The organism is Bradyrhizobium ontarionense (genome assembly GCF_021088345.1).
Classification (GTDB): Bacteria; Pseudomonadota; Alphaproteobacteria; order Rhizobiales; family Xanthobacteraceae; genus Bradyrhizobium; species Bradyrhizobium ontarionense.
Genome location: NZ_CP088156.1, coordinates 2,519,912 through 2,540,175 on the forward strand (window position 1 = coordinate 2,519,912; position 20,264 = coordinate 2,540,175).

Below are 20,264 nucleotides of genomic sequence, written 5' to 3' on the forward strand. Positions count from 1 at the left end.
CTATCTCGTGTCGTCCGCGGCATCGGCCGCGATGTCCAGGTCAAGCAGCGCGGAACTCAGTGATTTGCCATGCGCATCCAGCGCCAGCGAGCGGGTGACCCCGCCGCCGAGCGCCCGGCTCATCACGAAATTCAGCGCCGCAATGTTGGGCAGCTCATAGCGGACCACCTCGCCGTGGACAATGCCGGCGAAGTGCGCCTTGACCCGCTCGGCGGTCACCTGCGTCAGCAGCAACGGGTAGTCCTTGGGGTCGTAGGCGATCACCGAGATGTTCGACGTGTCACCTTTGTCGCCGGTCCTGGAATGGGCGATGTCACGCAGCTTCATCTCGGCTCCGATCATGCAGCTCGCATCAAAGACCAATTTTCATCAGGCGGCAATTGCTGCCCCTGGCACCTCTGCGCATGCCGGAGGGCCGTATGCATGACGTGATGGACCGTTGACGCCCCTGCGTCAAATGGCGCATCACATCCAACAAATGAGCGGGCGACGGAGCCCGCCTGAGGGAGGATCAATCCGGATGGCCGAGCCGATGCGCGCACGTCCCAAGCCGACACCCGAGACGCAGCATTTCTGGGACGGCACCAGGGCCGGCGAGCTGCGGCTGCAGCGCTGCGACGCCTGCGCGCATGTCTACTTCCCGCCGCGCCCATTCTGCCCGTCCTGCGCCAGCCGCAAGGTCAGCGTCTTCAAGGCAACGGGCAAAGGCACGCTCTACAGCTACGTCATCAATCACCGTCCCGCCGCCCCCGGCTTCACGCCGCCCTACGCGATCGCCGTTGTCGCGCTCGAAGAAGGGCCGCGGATGATGAGCAACATTACGGACTGCCCGCAGACGCCCGAGGCGCTCGAACTCGACATGGCCCTCGAAGTGACGTTCGAGAAACTCGACGAGCAGATCACCCTGCCCCTGTTCCGGCCGGCGAAAGGGTAGCGCGATGCGCAGAAACCAGGTTGCCGTCGTCGGCGCGGCCGAGACCACCGAGCTCGGCATTATCCCGACCATGTCGCAGATCCAGCTGCATGCGGATGCTGCGCTGAATGCTATCGCCGATGCCGGGCTGAAGCTGTCCGACATCGACGGCTTCGCCACCGCCGTCGAGACGCCGCAGCAGATGTGCCACTATCTCGGCATCACGCCGACCTGGGTCGACGGCACCTCGGTCGGTGGCTGCTCGTTCATGCTCCATGTGCGACACGCGGCCGCGGCCATCGAGGCCGGACTGTGCAAGACCGTGCTGATTACGCATGCCGAGAGCGGCAAGTCGATGATCGGCAAACCGCCGCGCTCGATCCCGCCTGATAGCCTTCAAGGCCAGTTCGAGGCGCCGTTCGGCGTGTTCGGACCTCCCAGCATGTTTCCGATCCCCGTGCTGCGCTACATGAAGACCTACGGCATCACCCATGAGCAGCTGGCGATGGTCGCAGTGGTGCAGCGGGAATGGGCCGCGAAGAATCCGCGCGCGATGATGAAGGACCCGATCACGGTCCAGGACGTGCTCAACTCGCGCATGATCGCCTATCCGTTCCGGCTGCTGCAGTGCTGCCTGGTGACCGACGGCGGCGGCGCGCTGATCCTGACCTCGGCGGACCGCGCCAGGGATTTTCCGCAGAAGCCGGTCTACATTCTCGGCACCGGCGAGAGCGTGGAGACGCCGATGGTCAGCCAGATGGAGACGTTCAATTCATCACGCGCCTTCAAGGTCGCAGGCCCCCTCGCCTTCAAGGAGGCCGGCATTTCACATGCCGATGTCGACCATCTCATGATCTACGACGCCTTCGCGCACCTGCCACTGTTCGGGCTCGGCGATCTCGGCTTCATGCCGCCTGAGGAGACCGGGCCGTTCATCGCGGCTGGTCACACGCGGCCGGGCGGCAAGCTGCCGCTCAACACCAATGGCGGCGGCCTGTCCTACATGCATTCGGGCATGTACGGCATGTATGCGCTGCAGGAGAGCGTGCGCCAGATGCGCGGCATCGCGCCGGCGCAGGTGCCGAATGCGAAAATATCGGTCTGTCACGGTGTCGGCGGCATGTTCGCGGCGTCGGGGACGATCATTTTTACGAACGAAAGATAACCACCGTCATTCCGGGGCGCGCAAAGCGCGAACCCGGAATCTTGAGATTCCGGGTCTGGTGCTGCGCACCATCCCGGAATGACGTGGCAAAACAAGGAGGCCTCCATGACCAAACTGCTCCAGGACAAAGTCATCATCGTCACCGGCGCCGGCCGCGGCATCGGCCGCGAGATCGCGCTGCTGTGCGCCGCCGAAGGCGCCAAGGTCGTCGTCAACGATCCCGGTGTTGCCTCCGACGGATCCGGCACCAGTGCCGCGCCTGCGGAAGAAGTCGTCGAGGAGATCAAGAAGCGCGGCGGCACGGCGGTGGCCAATTTCGAAACCGTGTCCGAAGCCATTCCGGCCAGCAAGATCGTGAAAACCGCGACCGACCATTTCGGCAAGCTCGACGGTGTCGTCAACAATGCCGGCATCCTGCGCGACATGATCTTCCACAAGATGAGCATCGAGGCGTTCGAGTCCGTCATCAAGGTCCACCTCATGGGTTCCTTCTACGTGGCTCACTCGGCAGCACGGCTGTTCCGCGAACAGGAGAGCGGCGCCTTCGTCCACTTCACCTCGACTTCAGGCCTGATCGGCAATTATGGCCAGGCCAATTATGCCGCAGCCAAGCTCGGCATCGTCGGGCTGTCGAAGTCGATTGCGCTCGACATGGGCCGGTTCAACGTGCGCTCCAACTGCGTCTCACCGTTCGCCTGGAGCCGCATGATCGGCACCATCCCGACCGAAACGGAGGCCGAGAAGGAACGCGTCGAGCGCATGAAGCAGATGGGCCCCGAGAAGATCGCGCCTGTTGTCGCCTATCTCCTGAGCGATGCGTCGAAAGAGGTCAGCGGTCAGATCTTCGCGGTTCGCATGAACGAGATCTTCCTGATGGGACAGTCGCGCCCGCTGCGTTCGGTGCACCGCGGCGAAGGCTGGACGCCGCAGACCGTCGCCGAGCATGCGATGCCGGCGCTGAAGCCGTCGTTCTACAAGCTGGATCGCTCGGCCGACGTGTTCGGCTGGGATCCGATCTGAGATTTGCGGCGCGCAAAATCCGCTTGCAGCGCACACCATCTCAAGTTGCTTTTTGTCCAAACGACCCGCACCTCGCCACGATTTTGTCGTATGGTCGCCTCCCAACAAAAAAACTGGGAGGACACACATGACGAATTCACGACACGACGTCGCGCAGGATTCGCCGGCCGGAGCTGACGGCTTCGACCGGCGTACCCTCCTCAAAGGCGTCGCAGGCTTCGCCGCGGCGGCTGCGACTGTCTCGCCCGCGCTTGCGCGCGACTACGGTCCCCACGCGGAACCGCAGCGCTATCCCGATCCCGACATCGTCGTCATAGACGACAAGCGCTTCAAGGCCAAGGTCGGCAACACCACGATCAAACGTCTGTTCACCGGCTGCCTCTGGGCGGAAGGACCGGCGTGGAACACGCAAGGGCAGTATCTCGTCTGGAGCGACATCCCGAACAACCGCCAGCTCCGCTATCTCGACGACGACGGCCACATCTCCCAGCAGTTCCGCAAGCCGTCCAACGAATCGAACGGCAACACGTTCGACTATGAAGGTCGGCAGATCACGGCCGAGCGCACGCGCCTTGTCCGCTTCGAGCACAATGGCTCGGTCACCGTCCTTGCGGAAAAAGCCAACGACAAGCCGCTGAACGGCCCGAACGACATGGTCGTCAATCCCAACGACAAGTCGATCTGGTTCACCGATCCCGGCTACGGTTCGATCAACCTGTATGAAGGGCAGAACGCCCGCAACGGCTCCAACCAGCCGTTTCAGAAGGAAGCGGTCTATCGCGTCGATGCGCAGTCCGGCGCGATCACCAAGGTCGCCGACGAGCCGTTCAAGCCGAACGGCATCGCCTTCAGCCAGGACTACAAGAAGCTCTATGTCTGCGACACCGGCATCACGCACTACCCCAACGCCAAGAACGTGATCTGGCAATACGACATCAACGGCGACAAGCTCGCCAACGGCAAGGTGTTCATCGACATGACGCTGGACGGCAAGTCGGGCTTTCCGGACGGGCTGCGAGTCGATATCGACGGCAATATCTGGGTCGGCGCCGGCTGGGTCGGCGAAGGCTATGACGGCGTCCACATCTTCGCGCCGGACGGCGTCCGCATCGGCCAGATCAAGCTACCGGAGATCTGCGCCAATGTCTGCTTCGGCGGCAAGAAGCGCAACCGCCTGTTCATGACCGCGAGCCAATCGCTCTACGCGGTCTATGTCGAGACGCAGGGCGCGCATATCTGCTAGATTGAACCGACACTCTCACCACGAGTCGTCCCCGTGAACGCGGGGACGACTCCATTGGTTAGGCCCGGTCCCGCCAAAAACTCGGCTGTCGTCGCGGCCTTGAGCCGGATGACGATGGTGGTGACGCAGTGGAATGGCCATTGTCCGATAAAAAGAAATCTATTGCTCTTTTTCAGAAATCATGATTATCTCTCGCCATCCCGCCTCATGCAAGGGGCGTAGCGCGCGATCGTCACGACACGCGAGGCGGGGATGCGATGACCGCGATGGGCCGCAGCGTATCTTGCGATGCGCGGACGAACGGCTTTGTTGCGGACGTGAAATCGCGTGGTCCTGGCGCCCCGATGCAGGCGTCAAGTCCGTAGGTGTGCAAAGCGCATCGCACGGGCGACGGTGTCTACGAGCCGGCACACCGGGGAGATCGCGTATAAGCGTGAAGACATCGCGCGGGGAATGCCGGTGATCGGCTGAACCTGTGGTGACTGCCGCCTGCTTTCTTTGTTGCAGGCGGGCCATGGGTGAGGCCTTCACCCGGCATTCCCCGCGCCCTTGCACTCTCGTGAGGGACATGTTCGCTGCATGCACTCGGGCGCCATGCGCCGCGAGAGCGAGATGCCGTGTCCCGCGCTGTTTGAGACTGTAAAACGGAAGATGTTCAAACAACGCTGCCGTAGGGTGGGCAAAGCGGCCGCCCGCAGGGCGGTCGCGTGCCCACCGTGCATCTGCGCGATCGGAGGCAATGGTGGGCACGGCGCGCCCGATGGAGCGCAGCTCGCGGCGCGCGTTCGTGTGCGCGCCTTTGCCCACCCTACGGCAGCGAGGCCCGAAGGTATAGAACCCTATGCGATTAGCTCTGACGTCGCGCTAACCCGTATTTCTCAATCCCGCCGAGATGCCGTTGATCGTCAGCTGAATCCCCCGCAGCACCTGCTCGTCCGGATTCTGCGCGCGGTGTTCCTTGAGAAGCTCCACCTGCACATGATTGAGCGGATCGAGATAGGGGAAGCGGTTGCGGACCGAGCGTTCCAGCAGCGGATTGCCCTGCAGCAGCCGCTCCTGCCCCATGATGTCGAGCAGCGTCTCGATCACCAGATTCCATTCGCGGCGGATGCGGCCGAAGATCTTTTCCCGCAAGGCCTCGTCGGGCACCAACTCCGCATAGCGCGAGGCGATCGCGATCGAGCTCTTGGCGAGCACCATGTCCATGTTCGACAGCAGCATGCGGAAGAACGGCCATTCGCGATACAACTCGCGCAGGAACGGCATGCCCTGCTCCGGATTTTCCGCGATCCAGGTCTCGACCGCGCTGCCGAAGCCATACCAGCCCGGCAGCATCAGCCGGCACTGCGCCCAGGAGAACACCCAGGGGATCGCGCGCAGATCCTCGATCGCGCGGGTCTTCTTGCGCGACGCCGGACGGCTGCCGATGTTCAAGGTCGCGATCTCGTTGATGACGGTCGAGGCCCAGAAATATTCGACGAAGCCGTCGGTCTCGTAGACCAGGCCGCGATAGGCCTTGAAGGCGAGCTCGGAGAGGCCATCCATCGCGGTGAGGTATTCACGCTTCGGCGCCGGCTGCCGCGGGTGCAGCAGGCTGGCCTCAAGCGTCGCAGCGGCGAGAATGTCGAGATTGTTGCGCCCGACTTCGGCATTGGAATATTTGCTGGAGATGATCTCGCCCTGCTCGGTGATGCGGATCTGACCGTTCACGGCGCCGCCGGGCTGGGCGATGATGGCGTCGTAGCTCGGTCCGCCGCCGCGGCCGACCGAGCCGCCGCGGCCGTGGAACAGTCTGAGCCTGATGCCATGGCGCTCGAAGATTTCGACCAGCCCGATCTCGGCCTTGTAGAGCTCCCAGCCCGATGTGACGAAACCGCCGTCCTTGTTGCTGTCGGAGTAGCCGAGCATGACCTCCTGCACGGCGCCGCGGCTGTCGACCAGACGCCGATAATCGTGCAGCGCCAGCATCCGGTCCATGATGCCGCTGGAGGCCTGCAGGTCCTCGATCGTCTCGAACAGCGGCACGATGTTGACGGCACAGCGGCCTGACGGATCGATCAGGCCGACCTCCTTCAGCAGCAGCGCAACCTCGAGCATGTCCGACATGCCCTTGCACATCGAGATGATGCACTGACAAATCACGTCGGCGCCGAAGGTGGCGTGCGCTTCGGCAGCGGCCCGGAACAGCTCGAGCTCACCGACCGTCTCGTCGCTGTATTTGACGAACTGCGACACCAGCGGCCGCGCATTGCGCAATTCACTGACCAGGAGGCCGACCCGCGCGTCCTCGCTCAGCGCCATGTAGGACATGCCGGGCATCGCGGTATCGATCAGCTCGGCCACCGTGCGCTCGTGCACCGCCGAGTTCTGCCGGATGTCGAGGCGCGCCAGATGGAAGCCGAAACAATCCACGGCGCGCCGCAGCAGCCGCAGCCGGCCGCGCGCGATGACCTCGGCATTATTGGCGATCAGCGAGCGATGCAGCACATCGAGATCGTCCTTCAATTCCTTGACGCTGTCATAGGGCGCGACCGCAGCCACCGGCAAGCGGCTGATCTGGATGCCAAGCTTCTTCGCGGTTGCCGCCAGCCGAGCATAGATGCCGGACACCGCCAGGCGATACGGCTCGCCGCGGCGGTGCGGCGACGAGTCGGGCGAGCGTTCGGCCAGCGCGCGCAGCTCCTCCGAGACGTCAGCGAGATGCGCCGCAATCGACAGCTCGCTGCCGAGCACGTGGAGCTCTTCCAGATAGTAATGCAGCGCCAGGCTGGACTGCAGCTTGAGCGTTCCGCGCATCACCTCGGCGGTCACGAAGGGATTGCCGTCCCGGTCGCCGCCGATCCAGCTGCCCATGCGCAGGAACGAGGCGAGATCGCCGGCAACCTCGGCACCGTCATTGAGACGGTCCTCCAGCGAGCACAGCAGCCGCGGCACCTCGCGCAGGAAGGTGTAGTCGTAGAACGACAGCCCGTTGGTGACCTCGTCGAGCACCGTCAGCTTGGTCCGCCGCAGCAGATTGGTCTGCCACAAGGTCAGCACCGCGCGGCGCAGCGCCTCGTCATTGGCCTCGCGCTCATCGGGCGTCAGCTGCATACGCTCGCGGCGGTCGAGCAGCATGGCGACCTCCATCTCGCGGTCCATCGTGCTCTTGCGGCGCACCTCGGTCGGGTGCGCGGTGAGGACGGGACTGACCAGCGCGGTCGAGAAGAACTTGCGCAAATCGGCGGCATCGAACCCCGCCGACTTGGCGTGGCCGAGCGTCGCCGCCAGCATGCCGGCGCCGCCATTGGCATCGCTCTTGGCGCGCATGCGGCGGATGTTGTTCTGGTCTTCGGCGATGTTGGCGAGGTGCGAGAAATAGCTGAACGCACGCACGATGCGGACGGTCTCGGCGGTCGTCATGCCGTCGAGGATATGCTCCAGCTCGTGCCGCGCCTGGCGGTCCTCGTCGCGGTGGAAGCGCACCGAGGTCTGGCGGATGCGCTCGACGAGATCGAACACGTCGGCGCCCTCCTGGTCGCGAACGGTGTCGCCGAGGATGCGGCCGAGCAGGCGGATGTCGTCCCGAAGTCGCGCATCCTCCTCCATCGCCTGCGCGTCGGCGGCACGATTGGGTCGGATTTCCTCGGATGACATGGCTTGCGGCGACATGGATGCGCTCTCCAGCAGCTGCCTATTTACGGGTCAGTCTGCCGTATCTGTACCGCAGCGCAAGATCAAGAAAGAGGCGTTGCCTGCTCAATTCGATGCTTTGTCGTGTCCTTTGGTTTGCCAAGTTGGCCGATCCGTTAGATTTTTCGTCCCGCCTGCTCCCAATAGGGATCACGCAACCGCCGTTTGAAGATCTTGCCGGAGTCCTCGCGCGGCAATTTGCCGTGAATTTCAATGTGCTTGGGCACCTTGTAATCCGCCAACGAGGCCTTCAGCCGCGCCTTGATCTCGGCGGTGTCGAGCACGACGCCGGGCTGCGGCTCGACCACCGCCATCAGGGCCTCGCCGAACTCGGCATCGGGAATGCCGAACACCGCGCAATCGTGCACCCCGGGCACGGCGTGCAGCACGGCCTCGATCTCGGCCGGATAGATGTTGACGCCGCCCGAGATCACCATGTCGCGCTTGCGGTCGCACAGGAAGACGTAGCCCTCGGGGTCGATGTAGCCGACGTCGCCCGAGGTGATGAAGCCGTCGCGGTCGATCTCGGCCCGCTTCTCCGGCTTGTTGTGATAGGTGAAATCCGGATTGACGGCGATGCGGGAGTAGATCTCCCCGACCTCGCCCTGCGGCAGGATGCGGCCATCCTCGTCGAGGAAGCGCAACTCGGCCCCCGGCGAGACCTTGCCGACGGTGCCGGGCTTCTTCAACGCGTCCTCGGAGGTGGCGAAGGTGACGGCGCCCGACTCGGTCGAGCCGTAGAATTCGTAGATCACAGGCCCCCACCATTCGATCATCGCGCGCTTGACGTCGGCCGGACACGGCGCGGCGGCATGGATGACGTGGCGCAGCGACGACATGTCGTATCGGCGGCGGACCTCCTCCGGAAGCTTCATCAGCCGGATGAACATCGTCGGCACCATGAAGATGGTATCGATCCGCTCGGCCTCGATGATGCCGAGAAACTCTTCCGGCTCGAAACGCGGCATCAGCACCAGCGCACCGCCGAGACGGCCGGCGCGCAGCCCGAACGCATTCGGCGCCGAATGATACAGCGGCCCCGGCAACAGCGCGCGCGAGCCCGGCTTCAGGCCGTAGATCAACGCCCTCATGCGCTCGGCCGACGCCGCCTGCTCGACCGTCGGCGCGTTGCGGCGGACGCCCTTGGGGTGGCCGGTCGTGCCCGAGGTGTAGATCATGTTCTGCGGCTGCGGCACCTGCGGGCCCTCGTAAGGGCTTTGCTGCGCGATCCAGCCTTCCAGCTCGGTCGCGAAGGCCGGTGTCGCGAGCAGATCCGCATCGATCCTGTAGTTGGACAAAATCTCCGGTGGTGTGGGGACACTGAGTACGGTGACACCGGCTGGAATCACCCCGGCGAGCTGGTGCAGCAGATCGGCATGGCCAATCACCACCTTGGTGCCGGAGTCCTTGATGATGTAGTCGATCTCTTCCGGCTTGAAGTGCCAGTTCACCGGAACGCCATATGCCCCAAGACGCATCGCGCCATAGGCGGCCTCGATGAAGGCGATGTCGTTGCGCATCAGGATGCAGACGCAGTCGCCCTGGCGCACGCCGAGCTTGGCGAGCCCGCTTGCAATGCGCGCCGCGCGATCGGCGACCTCGGCATGGCTGCGCCGCCGGTCGCCGGAGATGATGCCGCAGAACGGTGAGGACATTTCGTTCATCAGTAACCTGTCAGTCCGCAAACTTCGGCGCGCGCTTCTCGATGTTGGCGCGCACCGATTCGAGCTGGTTGGGGCTGCCGATCAGCTTCTGCTGCTCGACCGACTCGGCAAGCAGCGCCGGACCGGGATCGACGGAGAGATTGTTCAGCATCCGCTTGGCGGCCCGGATCGCATCCGGGTTCTTGCCGGCGATCTCCCGCGCCGTCTCCAGCGCTGCCGCGCGCGGATCGGGACAAATGCGCGTGACGAGGCCGTAAGCCTGCCCCTCCTCCGGCGAAAAGACGCGGCCGGTGTAGGTCAACTCGCGCAGGATGTCGTCGCGCACGAGCGTCGCCAGGATCGGCGTGCCCGCCATGTCAGGCACGAGACCCCACTTGATCTCCATGATCGACATCTTGGTGTCGGGCGCGACGTAGCGCATGTCTGCACCCAGCGCGAGCTGAAAGCCGCCGCCATAGGCGACACCATGCACTGCAGCAATCACCGGCACCGGCAGCTGCCGCCAGCCCCACACCGCCTGCTGGGCGAAATTGGCCTTGCCATGGGTACGAACGGTGAGATCGCGATTTTCGCCGCCGGGCACGCCGTTGCCGCCGGTTTCCTTCATCGCCGCAAAGCGGCCCATGTCGAGCCCGGCGCAGAACGCCCGTCCTTCGCCCGACAGCACCACGGCGCGCAGGCCCTTTTCCTTCGACAATCGCTCGGTCGCCGCCACCAGCGCCTCGAACATGGCCATGTCGAGCGCATTCATCTTGTCGGGGCGGACGAGGCGGACATCGGCGACGCCGTCGGTGATTTCGATTGCGATGCGGTTGTCCATCAGGCGGTCTCCCTGCAAATCTCTTTGTGACTTTACAGAAGGCTGTCGGAGCGATTTAGTCAATCGACCAATTAACTCACAACATGTCAGGCGGAAACTCCCATGTTCAAGGACAATCTCCTCGAAGGTCGGCGCATTCTGGTGACGGGCGGTGGCACCGGACTCGGCAAGGCGATGGCTGGACGCTTTCTCCAGCTCGGCGCGGAAGTGCATATTTGCGGCCGACGGAAAATCGTCTGCGACGAGACCGCGACCGAACTGATGGACCTCTATGGCGGTCGCGTGACCAGCCACGGCGTCGACATCCGCAATGCCATGGCTGTGGAGGAAATGATCGAGGCCATCTTCCAGGAAGGCGGCCTGACCGATCTGATCAACAATGCCGCCGGCAACTTCATTTCCCGCACTGAGGAATTGAGCCCGCGCGGCTTCGACGCCGTCGCCAACATCGTCATGCACGGCACGTTCTACGTGACGCAGGCGGTCGGCAAACGCTGGATCGCAGCGAAGCAGCCGGGCAACGTCGTGTCGATCACAGTCACATGGGTGCGTAACGGCTCGCCCTATGTAGTGCCGTCGGCGATGAGCAAGTCGGCGATTCACGCCATGACGATGTCGCTCGCCACCGAATGGGGCCGCTACGGCATCCGCCTCAACACCATCGCACCCGGCGAGATTCCGACCGAAGGCATGAGCAAGCGCATCAAGCCGGGCGACGAGGCTGGCGCCCGCACCAAGGCGATGAACCCGATGGGCCGCGTCGGCACCATGGAGGAATTGCAAAACCTCGCGGTGTTCCTGATCTCCGGCGGCTGCAACTGGATCAACGGCGAGACCATCGCGATGGACGGCGCACAGGCGCTGGCGATGGGCGGCAACTTCTATCAGCTTCGCGACTGGAGCGACGACGACTGGACCAAGGCCAAGGAGTCGATCAAGGCGCAGAACGAGAAGGACCGCGCGACGCGCACGAGTTGATGACGCAAGCGCCCTGTTGATCGGCGGCGCGCGCCCTGTACACTGATCGAACGATCCTCGCTCCGGCGCGATCCTGAGCGAGGAAGACGGCAAGACATCGAACAAAGAACAAGACACAATCGGAGGGGAAACATGTCCGTCTCGACGGCAGCGCCGACACTCGTCGATGTCGTGCGCAACCGGGCGCAAACACTTGGCTCCGCCACCGCCTATGAGTTCGAAGGCCGTATCACCAGCTTCGCCGAATTCGACCGCAAGACCAACCAGGTCGCCAATGCGCTCAAGGCCATGGGCCTCAAGCCGCACGAGCGCATCGCCTATTTCGGCAAGAACAGCGACAGCTATTTCGAGCTCCTGGTCGGCGCCATGAAGGCCAATGTGGTGATGGCGCCGGTCAACTGGCGGCTCGCCGCTCCCGAGGTCGCCTTCATCGTCGAGGACTGCAAGGCCCCCGCTCTCTTCGTCGGACCCGAGTTCATCACGATGATCCGTTACATCCGCGACCAGCTGCCCAGCGTGCGTCACATCGTCACCATCGAGGGTGGCGCGCCGGAATGGCAGGACTACACCGCCTGGCGCGACGCGCAGAGCGCGGATGATCCGGGTGTCGTCATCACGCCGAAGGACATCGCGCTGCAACTCTACACCTCCGGCACCACCGGCAAGCCCAAGGGCGCGATGCTGTCGCACGCCAACTTCCTCAACCTCGTCAATACCGGCAATCCCGACGAAAAGCCGGACTGGAACAAATGGTCGACCGACGACGTCTCGCTGATCGCGATGCCGATCTTCCACATCGGCGGCTCCGGCTGGGGCCTGATGAGCCTCTATCACGGCGCCCGCGGGGTGATCGCGCGCGAGTTCGATCCGACGAAGATCCTCGACTTCTTCGAGCAGTCGGGCATCACCAAGCTGTTCATGGTGCCCGCTGCGATGCAGTTCGTGGTGCGCCAGCCGCGGGCGCACGAGGTGGATTTCTCGCGCCTGAAATACATGCTCTACGGCGCCTCGCCGATCCCGGCGGCGCTGCTGAAGGAATGCATCGACGTCTTCAAATGCGGCTTCGTGCAGATGTACGGCATGACCGAGACGACCGGCACGATCATCGCGCTGCCGCCCGAAGACCATATCGAAGGCCTGGAGCGGATGGGCTCGGCCGGCAAGCCGCTGCCGGGGATCGAGGTCGCGATCATCGATCTCAACGGCAAGCCGCTGCCGCCGCGCCAGGTTGGCGAAATCGCCACCCGCTCCGGCTCCAACATGACCGGCTACTGGAATCTGCCGGAAGCGACCGCGCGCACGCTCGGCAAGGACGGCTGGCTGCGCACCGGCGATGCCGGCTACATGGATGAGGACGGCTACGTCTACATCCACGACCGCATCAAGGACATGATCATCTCCGGCGGCGAGAACATCTATCCGGCCGAGGTCGAGAGCGCGATCTGCGATCATCCCGATGTCGCCGAGGCCGCGGTGATCGGCATCCCCGACGACAAATGGGGCGAGGCCGTGAAGGCGATCGTCGTGATGAAGCCTGGCAAGCGCGCGACCGAGACCGACATCATCAACTTCACTCGCACCCGCATCGCCGGCTTCAAGACGCCGAAGAGCGTCGACTTCCTCGATGCCCTGCCGCGCAATCCCTCCGGCAAGATCCTGCGGCGGAATTTGCGCGACCCGTACTGGGCGGGCAAGGACCGGCAGGTGAACTGAGCGCGCTCGCTGTTGCCTGTCGCTCGCTCCAGGCCGTCACCAGCACAGCGTTCGCGGCACCATTCTGGATCGCTTCGCTTGCGCTCGCGATGACGTGGAGAGAGCCCGTGCTCTCGCCAGACCGTCATTGCGAGGCGCCGTTGCGCCGAAGCAATCCAGAGTCCCGTCCACAGCCCTGGATCGCCTCGCTGACGCTCGCGATGACGGTGCCAGGATCAAGCTCGCCTCACCTCTTGTTCACCCCCATGTAGCCGAACAGGAAGCCCGCCACCTTCCGCATCTGGATCTCCTCGCTGCCCTCGGTGATGCGGTAGCGGCGGTGGTGGCGGTAGATGTGCTCGAACGGCTTGTGGCGCGAATAGCCCATGCCGCCATGGACCTGCATGGCGCGATCGGCGGCTTCGCAGCACAGACGGTTTGCCCAGTAGTTGCACATCGACACCTTGTCCGACAGCGTGTGCTCGACCTGGGCCTGGGTCAGCTGGTCCATCTCCCACGCCGTCTTGCGGATCAGCAGCCGCAGCATCTCGGCCTGGGTCGCGAGCTCCACCAGTGGCCACTGGATGGCCTGGTTCTCCGCCAGCGCCTTGCCGAACGGCTTGCGCTCGCGTGCATAGGCCACGCTCTCATTGATGCAGAACACCGCAGCGCCCAGCGAGCTCGCCGCCTGCCGGATGCGGTTCTCGTGCACGAAGCATTGCGCCAGCGACAGCCCGCGGCCGACCTCGCCGAACAGCGCATCCTCCGGCACGAACACATCGGTGAAGCTGACGCGCGGATGGTCGGTCGGCATGTTGAAGGTCCAGAGATATTCCTCGACCTTCACGCCTTCGGCCTTGGCCGGCACCAGGAAGCAGGTGATGCCGCGCGCATCGCCGTCATTGCCGGACGTGCGCGCGAACAGCGCGCAGTGGGTGGCGACGTGCATGCCGGTCGTCCACATCTTCTCGCCGTTGATCAGCCAGCCCTTGACGTTGTCGCGGGTCGCGGGCACCGCCTTCGTTTCCATGTGCGTCGCGTCCGAGCCGTGATGCGGCTCGGTGAGACCGAAGGTGATGCGGTATTTGCCGGTGATCGAGCCGTCGATCATCGCCTTCTGGTCGTCGCGCCCGTAGCGGTCGAGCATGGTGACGATCGGCAGGTTGCCGACGATCGAATGCTCGTTCTGCAGATCGTTATGCAGGCCGAGGCCCTTCGACGCAAAATGCTCGCGGATCACGGCCATCCACAGATTGGAGCCGTCGTTGCCGCCGTAGCGCTTCGGGATCGCAAAGCGCAGATGACCAGCCGCATCGGCGCGATCCTTGGCCTGGCGCAGCAGCACCTCCCATTCATGCCGCGGCAGGCCGCCATTCTCGAAATCCGTCCGCGCCCATTCGCGGCGATGATCGAAGAAGCGGATATTGTCGTCGGCCTGCTCCAACGGCTTGATCTCGGCGGCGATGAAGCGATCGAGCTCGTCGAGATATGCGACCAGCTCCTTCGGCAAGGAAAAATCCATGGCGTGTCTCCCTACGGTTTTCGTTGTTGTTCTTGATCGCGCGCGGCACAGCTTCCGGCCACGTGCTTGTGACGCGCAGCGCAGTTGCGTATTTGGATGACCGCAAGGCCTGCGCAGGCGCTAAGCTCGCGGCAAGCTGCCAATGATCAACAGTCAGGAGGAACGCCCGATGGAGCTGAAGTTCTCGAAGATCACCCACAAGGGGCCGGTCACGATCGTGACCCTGGCCCGGCCCGAGGTCTACAACGCGCTGCACATCGAGGCGCATTACGAGCTCGAGCGCGTGTTCAACGCGTTCGCAGCTGATCCCGAGCAATGGGTCGCGATCGTCACCGGTGAAGGCGACAAGGCGTTCTGCGCCGGCAACGACCTGAAATGGCAGGCGGCCGGCGGCGCGCGCGGCTGGGGCAAGAGCGGCTTCGCCGGGCTCACCTCGCGCTTCGACTGCGACAAGCCGCTGATCGCGGCCGTCAACGGCGTCGCGATGGGCGGCGGCTTCGAGATTGCGCTGGCCTGCGACCTGATCATCGCCTCGGAGAACGCGACCTTCGCCCTGCCCGAGCCCCGCGTCGGCCTCGCCGCGCTCGCCGGCGGCCTGCAGCGGCTGCCGCGTCAGATCGGCATGAAGCGCGCCATGGGGATGATCCTGACCGGCCGGCATGTCGGCGCGCGCGAAGGCCATGAGCTCGGTTTCGTCAACGAGGTGGTGCCGCAGGGCGAGGCGCTCTCCGCCGCCGAGCGCTGGGCCGAGACCATCGCCAAGAACTCGCCGATGTCGATCCGCGCCTCCAAGCAGGCGATCGAGAAGGGGCTTGCGGTTTCGCTGGAGCAGGCGATCACCGAGCAGCGCGACTATCCCGCGGTGCAGGCGATGATCCATTCGCAGGACTACATCGAGGGACCGAAGGCGTTCTCGGAGAAGCGGCCGCCGAATTGGCTGGGGCGGTGACGCCTCACGAACTCCGTCATTCCGGGGCGCCCGCAGGGCGAGCCCGGAATCCATAACCACGATCGGGAGTATGGATTCCGGGCTCGCGACTGCGTCGCGCCCCGGAATGACGGAGCCTTTGTTTGCGGCGGTGGCGCCACGTCCACCGCCGTCATTGCGAGCGAAGCGAAGCAATCCAGAATTCCACCGCCGAGGCAGTCTGGATTGCTTCGTCGCCGGCGCTCCTCGCAATGACGGCGGAGAGTTAGGCGTCATCCCGGCCCCTCCCCGCCTCGCGCTTGTAGGAGGCGTAGTTCGGCTGATCGACGGCGAGCTTGTCGAGCGTGGTCTGCCAGAGGTGCTCCTTTAGGCCGGCCGTCTCGAGACCGACACTTCCGTCGGCGATGCGGGACGCGAGGACACGGTTCAGTTCGAGCAGCGCACCGTCCTCACCCAGCATCTCCTTCAGCCGCACCTGCTCGGCGGCCTCGGCCGGCGCCGCCTGCGTCAACTGCCGCACCACGAGATCGAGCGCGTTGATGCCGACCCGCAGCTTGAAGGCCTGATGGCCTGACAGCAGCGGCGCGATGTCGTTGCGCAGGAAGTCGGCGACGGCCTTCACCAATTCAGTCGGCGTCGGTTCGTCTTGCATCGATCAGGCTCCTCTCGGCGCAAGCAGCCGCAACAGATCGATTTCGGTTTCCGAGGCCCGGCGGCCGATCATCGCGCGCTCCATCGAATGATCGGGACCGGCACGAAAACGCTGCATCATGCCGCAGCACATCACGCCCCAGCGCAAGGTGCCCATGACCTCCCAGAACATCACCCTGTCGGGATCGACCTCGCGCCCCGCCGCTTCGTAGCCTGCGAACAGCTCCTCGCGCGCGCCGAAGCCGCCGACCGGTCTGTCGATCTCGCCAAAGCGCCAGGAGTTGACGCAGATCCAGCCGAGATCCTCCATGGGATCGCCGAGATGGGCGAGCTCCCAGTCGAGCACGGCGCGCACGCCGTCGGGACCAATGATCAGATTGCCGTTGCGGAAGTCGCCGTGCACGAGAGTCACCTCGGCCGAAGGACCGGGGTCATTTTGCGACAGCCAGCGCAGCGCCAGATCGAACACCGGCCGCGGCCAATCGAAGCTGTGATATTCGCGCGCGATTTCGGCGATCTCCTTCGTCGAGGTCATCTTGCGCAGGTCCGGCAGCGCATCCCGCGCGATGCCGTGAATGCGCCCGGCGATGCCGCCGAGCTGGCGCGCGAGACGTGGCCGCGCTTCAGCATAGTCAGCATCGCGCAAAATCTTGCGCGCGATGGTCTCGCCCTCGACGCGGCGCATGATGAAGCCGGTACCGAGATCATCGGCGGGCGTCAGCACGTGCAGCACCTCGGGCGACGGCACGCCGGCCGCATAAGCGAGCCGCATCAGCACCGCTTCGTTGTCGAGCCCGGCGGCACGGCCCGGCGCGGCGCCGTAGCCCTTCGGCGAGCGGCGCAGAATCGCGCCGACATCGCCATCGGGATGGACGATGTCGAAGCGCCATGTCTCCTGGCTGGCGCCGCCGGAAAGCTTGGCGGCGCCGCTCACGCCGCTCGCCCCCGGCATGAACGCCTGAACGCAGCGGGACAGTTCGGTCTCGATCATTGGCCCTTGAACTTGGCCGGCCGCTTTTCGAGGAACGCGGTGACGCCCTCCTTGAAATCATCGGTGCTGCCGGCGACGCGCTGCGACTGGAATTCGAGGTTGAGCTGCTCCTCGAACGAGTTCTCCGGGCTGTCCCAATACAGCCTGCGGATCTGGGCCAACGCGACGGTCGGCCCGTCGGCGAGGTCGCGCGCCAGCTTCATCGTCTCTTCCATCAACGCGCCATCGTCGTAAACGCGATTGACGAGTCCCCATTCCAGCGCGGTCTCGGCCGGCAGTTTCTCGCCCATCAGCGACAGCTCGATCGCACGCGCCTTGCCGACGAGGCGCGGCAGCAGCCAGGTCGAGCCGCAATCGGGCACCAGGCCGATGCGGCGGAAGGCCTGTAAAAAGTAGGCGGACTTGGCGCACAGGATCATGTCGCCCATCAGCGCGAAGCTCATGCCGGCGCCTGCGGCCGGGCCATTCACCGCGGTCACGATTGGGCAATGAAGGTTGCGTAAGCGACGCAGGAACGGATGGAAGGCGGTCTCGAGCGCGGCGCCCGCGTTGCTGCGGCCGGGCTTGGCCTGCGCGTTACGGCCCTGCAGATTGGCGCCGGTGCAGAACGCGCGGCCCGCGCCCGTCACGACGAGGCAGCGCACCTCGGCCCTCTTCTCCTCGATCTCGTCGAGCGCCTCCGCGAGCCCGCCGAGCATGTCGATCGAGACCGCGTTCATGACCTCCTGATGGTCGAGCTTGAGGACGGCGACGGCCCCTTCGAAATCGAGCGTAACGTGCTTGAACTGCATGGTTTCCTCTCGGGAGATTTTCGATAGCTGCATTCTTCGCTGCGGAAATACGAAGCCCAGCCCGGTTCGTCCGGCATATTTGATTTTTGCGGTCGGCTTGTCCATGGTTGCATGGTCCAATAAGCGCAGCACCACAGAGCGCGGCCATCATCACGGAAACGCCCATGACCATGTTCGACCTCACCGGCCGTGTGGCCGTCGTCACCGGCGGCAATGGAGGCATAGGCCTCGGTATCGCCCAGGCACTTGCGTCCAGTGGCTGCGACGTCTCGATCTGGGGCCGCAACGCTGAGAAGAACAAGGCAGCTGCGGCATCGATAGCCGCCGGGCCCGGCAAGGTCGATACCCGGATCTGCGACGTCACCAGCGCCGCCTCCGTCAACGAGGCGATGAAGGCCACGCTCGAGACGTTCGGCCGCGTCGACGGCTGCTTCGCCAATGCCGGCATCGGCGGCGGCGGCCGCAAGCCCTTCATCGAGCGCAGCGAGGAGGAATGGCGCACGATGTTCGCGACCAATCTCGACGGCGTGTTCCACGCCTTCCAGGCCGCGGCGCGGCACATGACGGCGCGCGCGGAAGCCGGCGACGCCTTCGGCCGGCTGGTTGCGACGTCCAGTCTCGCCTCGCTGTTCGGCACCGCCCGCAACGAGCATTATGCGGCGACCAAGGCCGCGATCAACGCGCTGTGCCGGGCGCTTGCCGTCGAGCTCGCGCGCCACGGCGTGACCGCCAACGCGATCCTGCCCGGCTGGATCAAGAGCGACATGACCGCAGGCATCATGGGCAACGAGAAGTTCGTCGCCAACGTGATGCCGCGTATCCCGGTGCGCCGCTTCGGCGAGCCGTCGGACTTCGGCGGCATCGCCGTGTATCTGATGAGCAAGGCGTCGTCCTACCACACCGCCGATTGCTTCGTGATCGATGGCGGCTATACCGCCTTCTGACCCGGCCTGTGCGGAGGTGGGCCGGTACGCCGGTTCGCTTCCTGGCACAATGTTCCCGCGTAGAACCGGCAGGTTTCGGAAATTTAATATGGCCGATGATGCCACGCCCCCGTGACCTCGGCGTTGTCCCTCATCACATAGTGATGAGAGTTGACAGGGAAGGATGCCATGAAGCGCGGCGTGACGGTTTTGGCCTGTGTGTCTGCCCTGGCGGTTGCCGGGTATTTCGCGATGGCCAAATGGGGCATCCAGCACGAGAGCCGCGAGTTCTTCGATGCCGAGCGGCAACGGCCAATCACCGTCGATGTCGCCGTGCGCAGGGACTACGAGATGAAGGCCAATGCCGGGCTGTGGCGGCTGCCGGTGGCCGTCATCAGCAACGGCAACACGGTGAAGAACACCGAGTACTCGTTCCTGGCGAACGTGTTTGCCGCCCGCGGCTATCTCGTCGCCAGCGTCCAGCAGGATCTGCCGACCGACCCTCCGCTCGTCACCAAGGTCGGGATGCCCTATGTCGGCCGGCTCGACGTCTACAAGAAGGGCGAAGCCAACATCCTCTGCGTGCTCCATGAGATGACGAAACGCCATCCGAACGCCGATTACGCGCATCTGACCCTGGTCGGCCACTCCAACGGCGGCGACACCGCGATGTATTTCGCCAAGGAGCATCCTGATATCGTCAGCCAGGTGGTGACGCTGGACAATCTGCGCGTTCCTTTCGTGATCCGTGACAAGCTGAAGATCCTGTCGTTTCGCTCCGACGATCCACAGTTCAAGACCGATCCCGGCGTGCTGCCCTCGCAGGCGGGAAAGAAGAGCGGCATCGACATCATCAAGACCGAGTTCCAGCACACCTGGATGAGCGATCGCGGCCCTTACACCGCGCGTGAGCGAATCCAGGCGACGCTCGACAAATATCTCGGCGGAGATGCGACAAGCGAGCTGGCACCGGCCGATACCGACAACCTGATCGTCAACAACGCCGCAGCGGCGCTGCCCTGAGCCCGCGCGCACCGACGAGCGTCCGCCGTCTCGCGGCGCGCTCTGCGTCCGAGTGATGCATCGAGGACCCTCTGAAAAACGAGGGCGCAGGGAATGCCGGGTGAAGGCCTCACCCATGGCCCGCCTGCGAAAAAAATGCAGGCGGCAGGTACCACAGGTTCAGCCGATCAACCGGCATTCCCCGCGCGATGTTTTGACGAGTTATACGTCGTCTCCCCGGGGACCGGCTGTCTTGCCCCCGTCACCAGCGGATCATCAATCACCACCG

17 protein-coding genes are annotated in these 20,264 nt (G+C 64.5%); 9 read left to right on the forward strand and 8 right to left on the reverse strand.

Annotation, left to right across the window (positions count from 1 at the left end; all coding sequences use genetic code 11):
* Positions 1–327 carry an AtuA-related protein gene (locus tag LQG66_RS11435; RefSeq protein ID WP_231326325.1) on the reverse strand — a complete coding sequence of 109 codons (327 nt, stop codon included), beginning with the start codon at positions 325–327 and terminating at the stop codon, positions 1–3.
* A 193-nt stretch (positions 328–520) separates the two neighbouring features.
* Here LQG66_RS11435 and LQG66_RS11440 point away from each other — a divergent pair, with 193 nt between their 5' ends.
* From LQG66_RS11440 to LQG66_RS11455, 4 genes are all read left to right on the forward strand, one after another.
* On the forward strand, positions 521–934 hold the full coding sequence (locus tag LQG66_RS11440; RefSeq protein ID WP_231326326.1) for a Zn-ribbon domain-containing OB-fold protein: 414 nt from the start codon (positions 521–523) through the stop codon (positions 932–934).
* A 4-nt stretch (positions 935–938) separates the two neighbouring features.
* Positions 939–2,078: a thiolase C-terminal domain-containing protein gene (locus LQG66_RS11445; protein WP_231326327.1), complete on the forward strand. Its 1,140-nt coding sequence runs from the start codon at positions 939–941 to the stop codon at positions 2,076–2,078.
* 105 nt (positions 2,079–2,183) lie between these two features.
* Positions 2,184–3,098 carry an SDR family oxidoreductase gene (locus tag LQG66_RS11450; protein WP_231326328.1) on the forward strand — a complete coding sequence of 305 codons (915 nt, stop codon included), beginning with the start codon at positions 2,184–2,186 and terminating at the stop codon, positions 3,096–3,098.
* Positions 3,099–3,225: 127 nt separating this feature from the next.
* Positions 3,226–4,341: an SMP-30/gluconolactonase/LRE family protein gene (locus tag LQG66_RS11455; protein ID WP_231326329.1), complete on the forward strand. Its 1,116-nt coding sequence runs from the start codon at positions 3,226–3,228 to the stop codon at positions 4,339–4,341.
* An 864-nt stretch (positions 4,342–5,205) separates the two neighbouring features.
* Here LQG66_RS11455 and ppc read toward each other — a convergent pair.
* The 3 genes from ppc to LQG66_RS11470 all read right to left on the reverse strand — a co-directional run bounded on the left by ppc (position 5,206) and on the right by LQG66_RS11470 (position 10,497).
* A complete protein-coding gene (gene ppc, locus LQG66_RS11460) occupies positions 5,206–7,992 on the reverse strand; it encodes a phosphoenolpyruvate carboxylase (RefSeq protein ID WP_231326330.1) in 2,787 nt (928 codons plus the stop codon).
* Between the two features lie 137 nt (positions 7,993–8,129).
* The gene (locus LQG66_RS11465) at positions 8,130–9,677 is read right to left on the reverse strand and encodes an acyl-CoA synthetase (RefSeq protein WP_231326331.1); all 1,548 of its coding nucleotides are present in this window, start codon (positions 9,675–9,677) and stop codon (positions 8,130–8,132) included.
* 10 nt (positions 9,678–9,687) lie between these two features.
* The gene (locus LQG66_RS11470) at positions 9,688–10,497 is read right to left on the reverse strand and encodes a crotonase/enoyl-CoA hydratase family protein (protein WP_231326332.1); all 810 of its coding nucleotides are present in this window, start codon (positions 10,495–10,497) and stop codon (positions 9,688–9,690) included.
* A gap of 102 nt (positions 10,498–10,599) precedes the next feature.
* On the opposite strand from LQG66_RS11470, the gene LQG66_RS11475 reads away from it, so the two are divergent.
* Together LQG66_RS11475 and LQG66_RS11480 are read left to right on the forward strand one after the other, a co-directional pair.
* Positions 10,600–11,475: an SDR family oxidoreductase gene (locus tag LQG66_RS11475; RefSeq protein WP_231326333.1), complete on the forward strand. Its 876-nt coding sequence runs from the start codon at positions 10,600–10,602 to the stop codon at positions 11,473–11,475.
* A gap of 132 nt (positions 11,476–11,607) precedes the next feature.
* Positions 11,608–13,188, forward strand: a complete 1,581-nt coding sequence (locus LQG66_RS11480) for a fatty acid--CoA ligase (RefSeq protein ID WP_231326334.1) — start codon at positions 11,608–11,610, stop codon at positions 13,186–13,188.
* A gap of 226 nt (positions 13,189–13,414) precedes the next feature.
* Here LQG66_RS11480 and LQG66_RS11485 read toward each other — a convergent pair whose 3' ends face one another.
* Positions 13,415–14,689 (reverse strand): acyl-CoA dehydrogenase family protein, encoded by a 1,275-nt coding sequence (locus LQG66_RS11485; RefSeq protein WP_231326335.1) that lies wholly within the window; start codon positions 14,687–14,689, stop codon positions 13,415–13,417.
* Positions 14,690–14,858: 169 nt separating this feature from the next.
* On the opposite strand from LQG66_RS11485, the gene LQG66_RS11490 reads away from it, so the two are divergent.
* Positions 14,859–15,638 carry an enoyl-CoA hydratase-related protein gene (locus LQG66_RS11490; protein WP_231327750.1) on the forward strand — a complete coding sequence of 260 codons (780 nt, stop codon included), beginning with the start codon at positions 14,859–14,861 and terminating at the stop codon, positions 15,636–15,638.
* Between the two features lie 244 nt (positions 15,639–15,882).
* Here the strand turns inward: LQG66_RS11490 and LQG66_RS11495 are convergent, their stop codons facing one another.
* Genes LQG66_RS11495 through LQG66_RS11505 form a run of 3 tightly spaced genes read right to left on the reverse strand, consistent with a single transcriptional unit; the run spans position 15,883 to position 18,050 of the window.
* Positions 15,883–16,269, reverse strand: a complete 387-nt coding sequence (locus LQG66_RS11495; RefSeq protein ID WP_231326336.1) for a DUF6285 domain-containing protein — start codon at positions 16,267–16,269, stop codon at positions 15,883–15,885.
* Between the two features lie 3 nt (positions 16,270–16,272).
* Positions 16,273–17,259, reverse strand: coding sequence for a phosphotransferase family protein (locus tag LQG66_RS11500; RefSeq protein WP_231326337.1), 987 nt, complete (start codon positions 17,257–17,259; stop codon positions 16,273–16,275).
* Positions 17,256–18,050, reverse strand: a complete 795-nt coding sequence (locus LQG66_RS11505) for an enoyl-CoA hydratase/isomerase (RefSeq protein WP_231326338.1) — start codon at positions 18,048–18,050, stop codon at positions 17,256–17,258. The genes LQG66_RS11500 and LQG66_RS11505 overlap by 4 nt, the downstream gene beginning before the upstream one ends.
* A gap of 164 nt (positions 18,051–18,214) precedes the next feature.
* On the opposite strand from LQG66_RS11505, the gene LQG66_RS11510 reads away from it, so the two are divergent.
* On the forward strand, positions 18,215–18,994 hold the full coding sequence (locus tag LQG66_RS11510; RefSeq protein WP_231326339.1) for an SDR family NAD(P)-dependent oxidoreductase: 780 nt from the start codon (positions 18,215–18,217) through the stop codon (positions 18,992–18,994).
* A gap of 168 nt (positions 18,995–19,162) precedes the next feature.
* Positions 19,163–19,996 (forward strand): alpha/beta hydrolase family protein, encoded by an 834-nt coding sequence (locus LQG66_RS11515; protein ID WP_231326340.1) that lies wholly within the window; start codon positions 19,163–19,165, stop codon positions 19,994–19,996.
* The last annotated feature ends 268 nt before the right edge of the window (positions 19,997–20,264 follow it).